At 66.4% G+C, this 14,316-nt stretch carries 14 protein-coding genes; 10 read left to right on the top strand and 4 right to left on the bottom strand.

Features of this window, described 5'->3' with window-relative positions; translation table 11 throughout:
* The first annotated feature begins 153 nt into the window (after positions 1–153).
* The 9 genes from hslV (at position 154) to rbsB (ending at position 7,929) form a co-directional block, all read left to right on the top strand.
* Positions 154–687 carry an ATP-dependent protease subunit HslV gene (gene hslV / locus ACPYOD_RS15590; protein ID WP_250339282.1) on the top strand — a complete coding sequence of 178 codons (534 nt, stop codon included), beginning with the start codon at positions 154–156 and terminating at the stop codon, positions 685–687.
* A 4-nt stretch (positions 688–691) separates the two neighbouring features.
* A complete protein-coding gene (hslU, locus tag ACPYOD_RS15585) occupies positions 692–2,029 on the top strand; it encodes an ATP-dependent protease ATPase subunit HslU (RefSeq protein WP_481302627.1) in 1,338 nt (445 codons plus the stop codon).
* Positions 2,030–2,068: 39 nt separating this feature from the next.
* Positions 2,069–2,686 carry a hypothetical protein gene (locus ACPYOD_RS15580; RefSeq protein ID WP_481302626.1) on the top strand — a complete coding sequence of 206 codons (618 nt, stop codon included), beginning with the start codon at positions 2,069–2,071 and terminating at the stop codon, positions 2,684–2,686.
* A 125-nt stretch (positions 2,687–2,811) separates the two neighbouring features.
* Positions 2,812–3,165, top strand: a complete 354-nt coding sequence (locus ACPYOD_RS15575) for a gamma-butyrobetaine hydroxylase family protein (RefSeq protein ID WP_481302625.1) — start codon at positions 2,812–2,814, stop codon at positions 3,163–3,165.
* 92 nt (positions 3,166–3,257) lie between these two features.
* On the top strand, positions 3,258–4,154 hold the full coding sequence (gene rbsK, locus ACPYOD_RS15570) for a ribokinase (protein ID WP_481302624.1): 897 nt from the start codon (positions 3,258–3,260) through the stop codon (positions 4,152–4,154).
* Positions 4,151–4,549, top strand: coding sequence for a D-ribose pyranase (gene rbsD, locus ACPYOD_RS15565; RefSeq protein WP_481302623.1), 399 nt, complete (start codon positions 4,151–4,153; stop codon positions 4,547–4,549). Before rbsK ends, rbsD begins: the two co-directional genes overlap by 4 nt.
* Entirely contained in the window at positions 4,549–6,030 is a 1,482-nt protein-coding gene (locus ACPYOD_RS15560) for a sugar ABC transporter ATP-binding protein (RefSeq protein ID WP_481302622.1), read from the top strand. Before rbsD ends, ACPYOD_RS15560 begins: the two co-directional genes overlap by 1 nt.
* A gap of 1 nt (position 6,031) precedes the next feature.
* Positions 6,032–6,976, top strand: a complete 945-nt coding sequence (locus ACPYOD_RS15555; RefSeq protein WP_481302621.1) for an ABC transporter permease subunit — start codon at positions 6,032–6,034, stop codon at positions 6,974–6,976.
* A gap of 17 nt (positions 6,977–6,993) precedes the next feature.
* Positions 6,994–7,929: a ribose ABC transporter substrate-binding protein RbsB gene (gene rbsB, locus ACPYOD_RS15550; protein ID WP_481302620.1), complete on the top strand. Its 936-nt coding sequence runs from the start codon at positions 6,994–6,996 to the stop codon at positions 7,927–7,929.
* Between the two features lie 120 nt (positions 7,930–8,049).
* Here rbsB and ACPYOD_RS15545 read toward each other — a convergent pair whose 3' ends face one another.
* Both ACPYOD_RS15545 and ACPYOD_RS15540 read right to left on the bottom strand, forming a co-directional pair.
* Positions 8,050–10,590 (bottom strand): FtsK/SpoIIIE family DNA translocase, encoded by a 2,541-nt coding sequence (locus ACPYOD_RS15545; protein WP_481302619.1) that lies wholly within the window; start codon positions 10,588–10,590, stop codon positions 8,050–8,052.
* Positions 10,591–10,696: 106 nt separating this feature from the next.
* The gene (locus ACPYOD_RS15540) at positions 10,697–11,491 is read right to left on the bottom strand and encodes an SDR family NAD(P)-dependent oxidoreductase (protein ID WP_481302618.1); all 795 of its coding nucleotides are present in this window, start codon (positions 11,489–11,491) and stop codon (positions 10,697–10,699) included.
* A gap of 80 nt (positions 11,492–11,571) precedes the next feature.
* On the opposite strand from ACPYOD_RS15540, the gene ACPYOD_RS15535 reads away from it, so the two are divergent.
* Positions 11,572–12,015: a winged helix-turn-helix transcriptional regulator gene (locus ACPYOD_RS15535; RefSeq protein ID WP_481302617.1), complete on the top strand. Its 444-nt coding sequence runs from the start codon at positions 11,572–11,574 to the stop codon at positions 12,013–12,015.
* Here ACPYOD_RS15535 and ACPYOD_RS15530 read toward each other — a convergent pair.
* Together ACPYOD_RS15530 and ACPYOD_RS15525 are read right to left on the bottom strand one after the other, a co-directional pair.
* The gene (locus ACPYOD_RS15530) at positions 11,999–13,207 is read right to left on the bottom strand and encodes an MBL fold metallo-hydrolase (RefSeq protein ID WP_481302616.1); all 1,209 of its coding nucleotides are present in this window, start codon (positions 13,205–13,207) and stop codon (positions 11,999–12,001) included. The two genes, ACPYOD_RS15535 and ACPYOD_RS15530, sit on opposite strands and share 17 nt — an antisense overlap.
* Entirely contained in the window at positions 13,204–14,253 is a 1,050-nt protein-coding gene (locus ACPYOD_RS15525; protein WP_481302615.1) for an NAD(P)-dependent alcohol dehydrogenase, read from the bottom strand. The genes ACPYOD_RS15530 and ACPYOD_RS15525 overlap by 4 nt, the downstream gene beginning before the upstream one ends.
* Positions 14,254–14,316 lie beyond the last annotated feature (63 nt).

Here is a 14,316-nt window from a genome sequence, read left to right as displayed (position 1 = left end):
AGATGTGTATAAGAGACAGGATCTACACCCACCTCGATTTCCAGCACCTGGCGAAGGTGTACGACGCAGCGCATCCACGGGCGAAACGGAAGCCCTGACTTGCGCCTTCCCCCCGGGGACCCCACCTCAGGCCTCTCCCCCAAGGAACGCGCTATGGAACCGATGCATGCCACGACCATCGTCTGCGTCCGCCGCGACGGCAAGGTCGTCATCGGCAGTGACGGACAGGTCACCCTCGGCAATACCGTGATGAAGGCCAACGCCCGCAAGGTGCGCCGCCTGGGCAAGGGCGACGTGCTGGCCGGGTTCGCCGGCGCCACGGCGGATGCCTTCACCCTGTTCGAGCTGTTCGAGGAGAAGCTGGTCAAGCACGGCGGCAACCTCACCCGCTCGGCCGTGGAGATGGCGAAGGAATGGCGCACCGACCGCCGCCTGGGCCGCCTCGAGGCCATGCTGGCGGTGGCCGACAAGGAGGCCTCGCTGCTCATTTCGGGCAACGGCGATGTGCTGGAACCGGAGCATGGCCTCATCGCCATTGGTTCCGGCGGGCCCTACGCCCAGTCCGCCGCCCTGGCACTGATGGAGAACACCGAGCTGGATGCGCGCACGATCGTGGAAAAAGCGCTCAAGATCGCCGGCGATATCTGCATCTACACCAACCATAACTATTCGATCGAAGAGCTCTGAGCCGATGTCCGAACTCACTCCCCGCGAAATCGTCAACGAACTCGACCGCTACATCATCGGCCAGCACGACGCCAAGCGCGCCGTCGCCATCGCGCTGCGCAACCGCTGGCGCCGCATGCAGCTGGACCCGGGCATGCGCGACGAAGTGACGCCGAAGAACATCCTCATGATCGGCCCCACCGGCGTGGGCAAGACCGAGATCGCCCGCCGCCTCGCCACCCTGGCGAATGCGCCGTTCGTGAAGGTCGAGGCCACGAAGTTCACCGAAGTGGGCTATGTGGGCAAGGATGTGGAGTCGATCATCCGCGATCTGGCTGATGTGTCGTACAAGCTGCTGCGCGAGCAGGCCAAGGGCCGCGTGCGCAGCCAGGCCGAGGACGCGGCCGAAGATCGCCTGCTCGACGCCCTGCTTCCCCGCCGCCAGCCGAGCGGCTGGGACGACACGGGCAGCGCCGCGCCAGCCATCGACAGCGACACCCGCCAGAAGCTGCGCAAGCAGCTGCGCGAAGGCGCGCTGGACGACCGCGAGATCGAACTGGACTTCGCCATGAACGTCGGCGTGGAGATCATGACCCCGCCCGGCATGGAGGAAATGAGCCAGCAGTTGGGCAAGATGTTCCAGAACCTCGGCGGCCAGAAGTCGCAGAAGCGAAAGATGAGCATCCGGCAGGCCCGCCCGCTCCTGGTCGAGGAAGAGGCCGGCAAGCTGCTCAACGACGAGGAACTGCGCAGCCGCGCGGTGGAATGCGCCGAGCAGAACGGCATCGTCTTCATCGACGAGATCGACAAGGTGGCGCAGCGCTCCGAGTGGGGTGGCGCCGGCGTCAGCCGCGAGGGCGTGCAGCGCGACCTGCTGCCGCTGGTGGAAGGTTCCACCGTGTCCACCCGCTACGGCTCGATCAAGACGGACCATATCCTGTTCATCGCGTCGGGCGCGTTCTCGCTGGCGAAGCCCTCGGACCTCATCCCGGAACTGCAGGGCCGCCTGCCGATCCGCGTGGAACTGAGCGCGCTTTCGGTGGACGACTTCAAGCGCATCCTGCGCGAGCCGAACAACGCGCTGACCAAGCAATATGTTGCGCTGCTCAATACCGAAGGCGTCACGTTGGAGTTCACGGATTCGGGCATCGACCGCCTCGCCGACGTGGCCTTCCAGGTGAACGAGCGGACCGAGAACATCGGCGCCCGGCGCCTGCACACGGTCATGGAGCGGCTCCTGGAGCGCATCTCCTTCGAAGCTGCTGACAAGTCCGGCGAAAAATACCTGATCGACGCCGAATACGTCGACAACCACCTCGGTTCGCTGGTCAAGGACGAGGACCTGAGCCGTTACATCCTCTGAACATCGGGGAGTACCCCCTCTGCTAAAGTATTGACGTATATGGGCAAGGTTATTCATCTCAAAACCAACGGCCAGCGAGCGACCCTGCGCGAAGCGCAGGACAACAAGCAGCTGGTGCGTCTGTGGCGCAGCGAACTCGAGCACGGCAGCTTCTGCGGCTATGTCGGCGGTGTCGGCCGCGAGTTCTTCCTCTTGTGGGTGGTCGGCGACGGTGTCAGCTACGACGGCATGTACATCATGCGGCACCGCGACATCTCCGAATTCGAGGCGCCGGACAAGCACGCCACCTTCCTGGAGAAGGCGCTGACGATGAAGGGTATCCACCCGACGCCGCCGGCGGATTTCCCGCTCGACGACATCTCGCAGGTGGTGCAGGCCGCCGCGGCGCATGCGCCGGTCATCGGCGTGCACGTCGACAGCGAGGACGAGTCGGAGGTCTGCTACATCGGCCGCGTGGTCAGCGTGGAAGACGAAGGCTTCAACATGCAGGAGATCACGCCCGACGCGGAATGGCTGCGCGAGCCGTCCTTCTTCGCCTGGGACGAGGTGTCCACGGTGAGCATGGAAGACGCGTACGCCATGGCGCTTCTCGCGGTGGCCGGCGATCCGCCTCCGCTGGAACAGGGCACCGGCGACGGCTTCGGCCGCGCGCACTAGCATGTTCTAAGCAGGCCGCTCCTGTGGGAGCCGGCTATGCCGGCGATCCGCGGCAGCGGGCACGCTTGCCGCGAGCGCCCCATCGCCGCTGAAGCGGCTCCCACAGAATTCTCCCTGGCAGCCCCATGGAAAACCCGCGCCCCACCGATATCGTCCTCCACGCCGCTTCGCGCATCCTCGAAGTGGCGTTCGACAATGGCGAGCGCTTCCGCCTCCCGTGCGAATACCTCCGGGTGAACTCGCCGAGCGCGGAAGTGCAGGGCCACGGCCCGGGCCAGAAAGTCCTGGTCTCGGGCAAGCGCGAGGTCGGCATCGCGGCGCTCGAACCTACCGGCCACTACGGCGTGCTGATCCGCTTCGACGATGGCCACGCCAGCGGCATCTTCGGTTGGGACACCCTTTACGAGCTGGGCCAGGCGTACGACACGGCATGGCCTGCGTATCTCGCCGAGCTCGAGGCGAAAGGCCTTTCCCGCTAGGGAAGGGCAAGCCCATGAAAGCCGCGCGCGCTTCGACCACGTAATATTGCTGTGTCATACCGCGCCCCTCGCGCAGTCAGGAACGAACCAGCATGACGCGAATCGTCGTCGTCGGTAGCATCAACATGGATCTGGTCACGCTCGCGCCGCGTTTTCCAGACCCTGGCGAGACGCTCACGGGCGATCGCTTCCTCACGATTCCCGGCGGCAAGGGCGCCAACCAGGCCGTGGCGGCCGCCCGCCTCGGGGCGACCGTCGCGATGGTGGGCTGTGTCGGCGACGACGCCTTCGGTCGCCAGCTGTACGAAGGACTGCTGGCCGAGGGTGTCGACGTCACGCACGTGGCCCGTGTCGACGGCATCGGCAGCGGCACGGCGTCCATCACCGTCGCCGGCGGCGAGAACAGCATCGTCGTCGTGCCCGCCGCCAATGGCCGGGTCACGCCCGTGCAGGTGGAGGCTGCCCGCGCGGTCATCCGTGGCGCCGACGCGTTGCTCGTCCAGCTGGAGATTCCCCTCGACGCTGTCGAAGCCACCCTGCGCATCGCGCACGAGGAAGGCGTGCCGGTGATCCTCAATCCCGCCCCTGCGCAACGCTTGCCTGCCGAATGGCTGTCGCGCGTTCGCTTCCTCACGCCGAACCAGCACGAACTGGCCACGGTGCTGGGTGCCGAAGGCCACGTGGATTTCCAGGAACTCATGCGTCGCGCGCCCTGCCCGGTCGTATTGACCCGCGGCGAGGATGGCGCGTGGTTCCGCGAGCAAGGTGAAGAGCCGCGGCACCAGCCGGGCTTCACGGTCGAAGCGGTGGACAGTACGGGCGCCGGCGACACCTTCAATGCCGCACTCGCGGTCTATCTCTCGGAAGGGCTCGACGTGGCCGTGCGCAGGGCATGTGCCGCCGCCGCCATCGCCGTGTCCCGCCTGGGCGCACAGGCCGGCATGCCGCGCGCGGCCGAAGTGGACGCCTTCCTGGCCGCGCAATCATGAGGCGCAGCGGACTGCTCCACGCCGAACTCAACCGTGTCATCGCGGCCATGGGCCACACCGACACGCTGGTGGTCGGCGACGTCGGCCTTCCCGTGCCGCCCGGCGTGCCGTGCATCGACCTTGCCGTCGTTCCCGGCACGCCATCCTTCGCGAGTGTGTTCGACGCGGTGTATGCCGAACTCGCGGTCGAGCGCGTCACGATGGCCGGCGAAATCCATGCACGGAACCGCGCGATGGTCGACTTGTCCGCGCGGCTTCGTGGCGACGGCATCGTCACGGACGAAGTACCCCACGACGAACTGAAACGGCTCTGCACACGCGCGGTGGCCGTCGTGCGCACCGGCGAAACCTCGCCGTACGCCAATATCATCCTGCACGCGGGCGTTACCTTCTGATGAACGTGCCGCTCATCCGCATGCACGGCATCCACAAATCCTTCGGCCCGGTGAAGGTGCTCGAAGGCGTGGATTTCGAATTGCTTCCGGGTGAAGTGCACGCCCTGATGGGCGAGAACGGCGCCGGCAAGTCCACGCTCATGAAGATCCTCACGGGCATTCATGCGCCCGACGCCGGCGACATCGAGGTGGACGGCAAGGCGGCGGTCATCGCGACGCCGGCCGACGCCGAGAAGTACGGCATCGCGATCATCCACCAGGAACTCAACCTGATTCCCGCACTGAGCGTGGCGGACAACCTGTTCCTCGGACGCGAGATCCACCGCTTCGGCCTGCTCGACCGCCGCGCCATGAGCCGCCGCGCCACGGAATGGCTGGCGCGCGTGGGCATGGAACGGTTGGACCCTGGCACCCTGGTGGAACGCCTCTCGGTCGGCCAGCAGCAGATGGTGGAAATTGCGCGGGCGCTCGGCCAGGAGGCGCGCGTGCTGATCATGGACGAACCCACGGCGGCCTTGACCGAACACGAGACCACCACGCTGTTCAAGCTCATCCGCGAACTGCGCGAGCAAGGCAAGGGCATCGTCTACGTCTCCCATCGCATGGAAGAGATCTTCGCCATCTGCGACCGCATCTCGGTGCTGCGTGACGGCCAGTTCGTCGGTACCCGCCCAGTGCCGGGGCTTGCCTTCGACGAAGTGGTGAAGATGATGGTCGGGCGCACGCTCGATGCACGCTATCCCGCACGCACGCCGAACATCGGCGACGTGCGTCTGAAGGTCGAGCACCTGGGCGGTGGCATGGTGCAAGACGTGAGCTTCGAGCTGCACGCCGGCGAAGTGCTCGGCGTGGCCGGCCTGCTCGGCGCGGGACGCACGGAACTGGCCCGCCTGCTCTTCGGCCTCGACCGGCTGACGTCGGGCAAGGTTACGCTCGACGGCGTCGAGGTGACACCGAAGTCGCCCAACGAAGCCATCCACGCGGGCTTCGGTTTCGTTACCGAGGACCGCAAGGCACAGGGCCTGGTACTCGACCTCACTCTGCGCGAGAACGTGAGCCTGCCGCGCGTTCCGGCGCACGCGGGCCTCGTCGACCGTCCCGCCGAGAAGAAGCAGACGCATGGCCTCATCGACGCGCTGAAGATCCGCACGCGCGACATGGAACTGGACGCGCGATCGCTCTCGGGAGGGAACCAGCAGAAGGTCGTGCTAGCGAAATGGCTGGCGCTGAAACCGCGCGTGCTCATCCTCGACGAGCCCACGCGAGGCGTGGACGTCGGCGGCAAGGCCGAGATCTACCACATCATCAACCAACTCGCGGAGCAGGGCGTGGCCATCCTCATGATCTCGTCCGAACTGCCGGAGGTGCTCGCCATGAGCGACCGTATCCTCGTGATGCACGAAGGCCGTGCCACGGCCCTGCTCGACGCCCACGGCGCCACGCAGGAAGCCGTGATGACCGCCGCGACCGGAGGTAAGTGACATGACGCTGCATTTCGACTGGAGCCGCGCGAGCACGCTCCTCCAGCGCCTGGGTTCGGTCATCGGCCTCGTGCTGCTTTTCGTCGTGCTCTCCATCATGAGTCCCGACTTCCTCACCACCGGCAACCTGCTCACGGTGCTGCGCCAGGTTTCGATCAATGCGTTGATCGCCTTCGGCATGACCTTCGTGATCCTCGCCGGTGGCATCGACCTTTCCGTCGGCGCGATCCTCGCGCTGACCGGCGCGGTCACTGCGGGGCTACTGGCGGCCGGCCACGGCATGCTGCTCGCGGCGAGCGCGGGCCTGGGGCTCGGTCTCCTCCTTGGCGTGATCAACGGCGCGCTGGTCTCGTGGGGAAGGGTAGCCCCGTTCATCGCCACGCTCGGCACCATGACGCTGCTGCGCGGCCTCACGCTGTCGTACACGCAGGGCAGTCCGATCCCCGTGACGAACAGCGGTTTCGCACTGATCGGCGGCGGCTACGTGGCCCACCTGGTACCGCTGCCGGTGATCTGGATGTTCGTCGCCTTCATCGCGTGCGGGTTCCTGCTGCGCGGTACCGTCTTCGGCCGTCATGTCGTCGCGATCGGCGGCAACGAGGAAGCGGCGCGCCTCTCCGGCGTGCGCATCTCGCCGATGAAGCTGGCGATCTACGGGTTGTCGGGGCTGCTGTCGGCCTGCGCCGGCATCGTGCTCACTTCCCGCCTTTATTCCGCGCAGGCGACCGCCGGCGCCGGCTATGAACTCGACGCCATCGCTGCCGTGGTGCTGGGCGGCACGAGCCTCGCCGGAGGCCGCGGCTGGCTCTTCGGCACGCTGGTCGGCGCGCTGCTCATCGGCTTCCTCAACAACGGCCTCAACCTGCTCGGCGTCAGCTCGTTCTACCAGCAGGTCGTCAAGGGCATCGTCATCCTGATCGCCGTCCTGCTCGACAGACGGCAGTGAACCGAGAGGTACTTCCCATGCGCACGCTACGCTTTCTTACCGCCGCGGCGGTCACGCTGCTCGCCGCCTGTTCCCAGCAGGGGCCGGGCGAATCCGCACCGGCTGCCGCTGCCACGGCGGGTGGTGCGAACCCGGCGGGTAAGCCTGTGGTCGGCCTCGCGCTGTCCACCCAGAACAACCCGTTCTTCGTGGAACTGAAGGACGGCGCGCAGAAGGCCGCGAAGGACGCGGGCGTCAACCTGGTGGTGGTCGATGCGCAGGACGATCCCGCGCGGCAGATCTCCAGCGTGGAAGATCTGATCCAGCGGCGCGTGTCGGTGATCCTGCTCAACCCCACGGATTCGTCGGCATTGGCCGGCGCGGTGCAGTCGGCGCAGCGCGCCAACATCCCCGTGGTGACGCTCGACCGCGGTGTCGACGGTGCCGACGTCGCGTCGCACATCGCTTCCGACAACGTCGCCGGCGGCAAGATGGCCGCGGATTACCTCGCGAAGGCACTTGGCGGCAAGGGCAACATCATCGAGCTGCAGGGCGTGGCCGGCACCTCCGCGGCACGCGAACGCGGCAAGGGCTTCGACGACGCCGTCGCCGCCACGGGCATGAAGATCGTGGCCAGCCAGCCCGCGAACTTCGATCGGGCACAAGGCCTTTCCGTCAGCGAGAACCTGTTGCAGGGACACAGCGACGTGCAGGCGATCTTCGCGCAGAACGACGAAATGGCGCTCGGCGCGGTCCAGGCACTCGCCGGCAAGAACAAGAAGGTGCTCGTAGTCGGCTTCGACGGCACACCGGACGGCAAGACGGCGGTGAAGAACGGCACGATGGCTGCCACCGTGGCCCAGCAACCGGAAGAGATCGGCAGGCTCGGCGTGGAAACGGCGAAGAAGCTGATCGACAAGCAGCCGGTCGAGAAGTCGATCGCGGTGCCGCTGAAACTGCTGACCAAGGAATAAGGCTGGCCCCTGTGGGAGCCGGCTCCGCCGGCGATCCCGCGGCAGCGGGCACGCTTGCCGCGATTCCCTTATCGCCGCTGAAGCGGCTCCCACATAAACACGGGCACAGAAGGTGTCGTGTCAGTCCTGCGGGCCCGGCGCGATCACTTCGCGCTGGCCGTTGATGCCCATCGACGAGACGAGGCCCGCGGCTTCCATGGCTTCCACCAATCGCGCCGCGCGGTTGTAGCCGATGCGGAACTGGCGCTGCACGAACGAGATGGACGCACGGCGTGAGCGCAGCACGAACGCCGCCGCCTCGTCGTAGAGCGGATCCAGTTCCGCGTCCAGCCCCTCTTCGCCGGGCTCGCCTTCGACGGCCTCGCTTGCAGGGCCCGCGAGGATCTCGTCCTTGTAGTCGGGCTCGCCGAACTGCTTGAGCCACGCCACGATGCGGTGCACTTCCTCGTCGGCCACGAAGGCGCCGTGGATACGCTGCGGGTACCCCGTGCCGGGTGGCAGGAACAACATGTCGCCCTGGCCCAGCAGGCTTTCCGCGCCCATCTGGTCGAGGATGGTGCGCGAATCGATCTTCGACGAAACCTGGAAGGCCACGCGCGTCGGAATGTTCGCCTTGATGAGACCGGTGATGACGTCGACCGACGGCCGCTGCGTGGCGAGGATGAGATGGATGCCCGCCGCGCGAGCCTTCTGCGCGAGACGTGCGATCAATTCCTCGATCTTCTTGCCCGCGACCATCATGAGGTCGGCCAGCTCGTCGATCACCACCACGATCATCGGCAGCGTGTCGAGGTGCTCGGGCACTTCGGGGTGCGCCGGGAACGGATTGAACAGGGGTTTGCCCGCGGCCCGTGCCTCGCGCACCTTCTGGTTGTAGCCAGCGAGGTTGCGCACGCGCAGGTCGGACATGACCTTGTAGCGGTTTTCCATTTCCGCCACGCACCAGTTCAGGGCGTTGGCCGCCAGCTTCATGTCGGTGACCACGGGCGCCAGCAGGTGCGGGATGCCTTCATATACCGAAAGCTCCAGCATCTTCGGGTCGATCATAATCATGCGCACGTCTTCGGGCGTGGCCTTGTACAACATCGACAGGATCATCGCGTTCACCGCGACCGACTTGCCCGAACCCGTCGTTCCCGCGACGAGCATGTGCGGCGCCTTCGCAAGGTCGGCTACCACGGGTTCGCCGGTGATGCCCTTGCCCATCGCAAGCGTCAGCAGGGAGTCGGACCCCCGGTATTCGGCGGAGTCTAGGATCTCGGACAAGGCGATCATCTGTCGCTGCTCGTTCGGCAGCTCGAGACCCATGCAGGTCTTGCCGGGGATGGTCTCGACCACGCGAATGGACGTCCGTCCGAGACCGCGGGCAAGGTCCTTCATCAGCGCGACGATCTGATTTCCGCGCACACCGACGGCCGGCTCGACTTCGTAGCGGGTGATGACAGGGCCGGCCGATGCACCGACCACCTGTACCGGCACCTTGAACTCACTCAGCCGCTGCTCGATCAACTCCCCGGTCTGTGCAAGCTCGGCTTCGGAAATCGACAAGGCGTCGTGGCGTGCGGCGGCGAGTAGCGAAAGCGGCGGCAGGCTCAATGCTTCGACGCGGCCAGCGCGCAATGGAACTGTCGTCGTCAGCGTGACCGCATGCCGCGTCGGCGGCTCGTTCGCCGACTCGTCGTTCGCCGCGATCGCGAAGCGAGAGACCGGCCGCGGAGACGGTGCCTCGGGTGCGACAGGTGCAACCGGCATGTCGACGGACATCGGCGCGCTATCTGCAACCGCCAAGGACGTTTCGTCCGCGGGCTCTGGTTGCAAGATGTCCATGCCTTCCTCGAGCGTCCAATCTCTCAAGGCGATTTCCTGGTCGATCGCACCCGCCGCCTCGGCATGCCACGGCGACGAGGAAAGCCGCTGACCAGCGAGCGGCGGCGCCGGCGACGATTCGCGCATGGCAACGCCAGCCATGGCGGCCGGTGACGCCTCGACCTTGCGTGGCGCGAGCCACGGCTCCCGGATCACCGTCTCCGGCCGCATGCGATGCCGCGGCGGCACCGGGGTGGCTACCGAAGGACGCACCGACGGGGATGGTGTCTCGACACGGTTGGCGACGGGCCGCGTCGGGCGTGTCGGCGTGGCCGGGCTGCGTTTGGCGTCCACTTTTGCGCGACGGCGCGCAGGCGGTCGATCCGCACGTCTCACCGCGGCTGCGGTGCGGCGGCGCGTGGCACGGGAGCCGGCACGCGAAAGCAACCGACGCGTTCCCTCGATCGCCAGCGCACCTACGGGCTCGAGCGCGGCGTTTGCGCGCGTGAGGAACGAGGACCACGGCACGCCGAGGTACCAGGGCAAGGCGATCGCCAGGATCGCTCCGCAGAGCAACGCCGCAAGACCACCGCCCGGGAAACTGGCGACAACGATCGCCAGTGCGTGGCACACCACGCCGCCGGCCGCGGGATCGTCGGTGTAGTGCGACACGACGAGCCCCTCCAGTGTGGCGCTCGCCAGCAGCACGAGCACGAAGCCCGTCCAGAAACGTATGGCCCCCGGTCCGACGGTGGGCGGACGGCGGCGGCGGACCAGCGCGGCGGTCAGCCGCCAGAGCAGGGGGATCAACCAGAGCGTGGAAAGCCCAAACGCGCCGAACACGAAGGAAAGCATGCCTAACCGCAAAAGAATCGAGCGAGCCCATTAGTTTAGCCGGCATTCGTACCTGATGAAGCACAAATGCCGTCTAAGCTGCTGGCAACGCTCGCCTGCGAAGGCGTTACGCGCGGTAACGCGTTCCCACATCCTTGCGCGAGAGGTTCGGCGCCATCGCGAGACGGGCTGCGTCGTACGCCTTGTACTGGCCTTCGTCTTCCAGCGGGGGAATGGTCACCACTTCGCCACGGTCGTAGCCGACCAGTGCGGCGTCCACGAGATCCGCCGTGTCCATCACCATGCCCGGGAGGATCGCATCGACGTCCTTGCCCGACTTCTCCCATATCTCGGAACGGGTGGCACCCGGCAGGACGGCCTGCGCACGGACATTCGTGCCCTGCAGCTTCGCGGCGAGGCCGAGCGTGATGTTGACGAGGTGGGCCTTCGTGCCGCTGTAGAGGCCGTCCATCATTTCCGGCACCAGCGCCAGCACCGACGCGACGTTGATGATGCCGCCCTTGTCGCGCGCCACGAAGGCCTTCGCGGCCGCGGCCGCCAGCAACGTGGGAGCAAGGGTGTTCACCACGATCAGTTGCTCGATCTGTTCGCTGCCATTCTCGAGGATGCTGCCGTTGAGCGAGATGCCCGCGTTGTTCACGAGCAGGGTGATCGCCGGATCTTCCGCCAGGCGCCGCTCCACGGCGGCGATGCCGGCGCGGTCGCCGAGATCGGCCTGCAGGACTTCGGCCTTGCGGCCCGTGCGCGTGGCGATCTCCTTGGCCAGCGCCTCCAGCCTGTCCAGACGCCGAGCGACCAGGATCAGGTCGTAGCCGCGGTCGGCCAGACGCTGGGCGTAGACTTCGCCGATGCCGGACGAAGCTCCGGTAATCAATGCTTTACCTTTGTTTTCAGTACTCACGATCGTCGACTCCGCATGGTTAGTTGCAAAATGATAGTTACTGCGTTGCCATACGATAGTGACATCGCTATCATAATGCAATGGACACCGACAAACTTTCTTCGGGCACCTGCGCCATCTCGCGCGGCCTCGCCATCGTGGGCGACGCGTGGAGCGCCCTGATCCTGCGCGACGCCAGCCTCGGCCTCACCCAGTTCGACCAGTTCCGGACGAGTCTCGGCATCGCCCCGAACATCCTGTCGCGTCGATTGAAGGCCCTGACCGAGGCAGGCGTCTTGGAAAAGCGCCGCTACAGCGAGCGCCCACCGCGCGACGAGTACGTGCTGACCCAGGCGGGCCGCGATTTCCTCCCGATCCTCGCCGCCATGGGCGAGTGGGGCCGCCGTTACAACGGGGGCGGTCGTGCGCTGTCGCACCTGGTCGACGATCGGACCGGAGAGCCGATCTGCGCTGTCGTGGTGGACGGCAACACCGGCAAGCCGCTGCACGACACGCCGATGCACCTCGTCATGCCGACGGCGTAGCGGGCTCCGGCTGTGAACACACGGGCGTCGAGAACGTATCGGCGGGGTTGCCGCGTCGCGATGCGACGATGGGATGCTCGCTGCCGGTGTACCACCGCTGCGACGGCCACCACCGGGCGATGGAGGGGTGCGTCGTGGGTTCCACCGCCTGCCCCGGTTCCGGCACCAGCACCTGCGCGTGAGTGCACCGTGCTGCTGCGAGGATGCGCTCCACCGGTTCCGTCCAGGGATGGTGCGCCAGCTTGATCAATCCCCAGTGCACGGGGATGAGCACGCGCCCGCGTACTTCCTCATGCACGCGCATCGCCTGCTCGGGACCGAGGTGCCAGTCGGGCCACTGTGGATCGTACTGGCCCGATTCGATCATCGTGACATCGAACGGACCGAGCTTCGTGCCCACGTCGGGGAACGTGTCGTTTAGGCCGGTATCGCCCGAGTAGAACGCACGATGGGTCGGACCAACGATGGCGTAGCCGCTCCATAGCGTCTGGTTACTCCGCGGAGAAAGCCGGCCGGACGCATGGCGCGAGGGCGTCGACACGATGCGCAGGTCGCCCACTTTCGCTTCCTGCCACCAGTCGAGTTCGGTGATGCGATCCGGCGGCACACCCCAGCCAATGAGATGCGCGCCGATACCCAACGGCACGATGAAACGGACGCCGCGCGTGTTCAACGCCTGGATCGATGCGCGGTCGAGGTGGTCGTAGTGATCGTGCGATATCAGCACGGCATCGACATGCGGCAGGTGGTCGATGGGTACCGGCGGTTCGTACCAACGCTTCGGACCGAGCCAGGGAAAGGGTGAAGCGCGCTCGCTCCAGAACGGATCGACGACGATATTCGTGCCGTCGATCTCCACCAGCATCGACGAATGACCGAACCAGGTGACGCGAAGCCCGCTCGCCGGCGGGCTCGCGTAGGTGGCCGAGGAATCGACCGTCGGTACGGGACGGTCGGGCTCCTCGCCAGGCTTCGACTCGAGCAGCTGGAAGATCCCGCCCTTGATGTTGCTGTACATCGGCAACGGGTTGTCGAAGCGGTCGACGTGCCACTCCGGCGACGACGCATAGCGCGAGAGGCGCGCGCCGTCCGGGTTCGTGCCGATGTTCGGCCACGCCGAGACGGCGGCGAAAACGACGAAGGCGCCGACCAGAGCGGCGCCCGCGCCTGCGTAGCGGAAGATGCGCCTCAAGCGGGCATCGTCGCCATGTCGATTACGAAGCGGTAACGCACGTCGTTCTTCACCAGGCGCTTGTAGGTTTCGTTGATCGAGGCCATGTCCACCACCTCGATGTCGGAGACGATACCGTGCTCGGCGCAGAAATCCATCATCTCCTGGGTTTCGGCCATGCCGCCGATTGCCGAACCCGCGATGGTGCGACGGGGAAGCATGAGCGCGCCGCCGATCATGCCGTCGATCGGGGTCAGCACGCCCACCAGCACCATCGTGCCGTCGAGCGCGAGCAGGTTGATGTACGGATTCAGGTCGTGTGACACGGGCACGGTGTTGAGCAGGAAGTCGAAGCTCGCCGCCTCGGCCTTCATCGCTTCCGCATCGGTCGAGAGCAGCACCGCATCCGCGCCGAGGCGCTTCGCATCCGCACCCTTCGAGGCCGAGGTGGTGATCATGGTGACGTGCGCGCCCATGGCCTTCGCGAACTTCACGCCCATGTGGCCGAGACCGCCGAGACCGACCACGCCCACCTTCTGTCCCGGGCCCACGTTCCAGTGGCGCAGCGGAGAATAGGTGGTGATGCCAGCGCACAGCAGTGGCGCCGTGGCCTTCAGGTCGAGCTTCTCGGAGATCTTCACGACGAAGCGCTCCTGCACCACGATGTCGGTCGAGTAACCGCCGTAGGTCGGCGTGGACTTGTCCTGCTCGGTGCCGTTGTAGGTGAAGCTGGTGTGGGTAAGGCAGTACTGCTCGAGGTCGCGCTTGCAGGACGCGCACTCGCGGCAGGAATCCACCATGCAGCCGACGCCGGCGTAGTCGCCAACCTTGAACTTCGTCACGCCGGCGCCGACGGCCTTCACGCGGCCGACGATTTCATGGCCCGGAACCATGGGGAAGATGCCCGGACCCCAGTCGTCCTGCGACTGGTGCAGGTCGGAGTGGCAAACGCCGCTATAGAGGATTTCGATGTGCACGTCGTTCTGGCCCACGTCGCGACGCGGGACCTTGAAGGGGGCGAGGGGCGCATTGGCGCGGGGTGCGGCGAATCCGCGGACTTCGAACATGGGGAGTCATCCTCTTCGTAGGGGGTGGTGCTATGGCCGCCAACGATAAAGACTCAACAATCC

This window comes from Luteibacter sp. HAY1-4A (assembly GCF_056755355.1).
The sequence above is the reverse complement of the archived record's forward strand: the minus strand, read 5'-3'. Positions and strand labels throughout refer to the sequence as shown.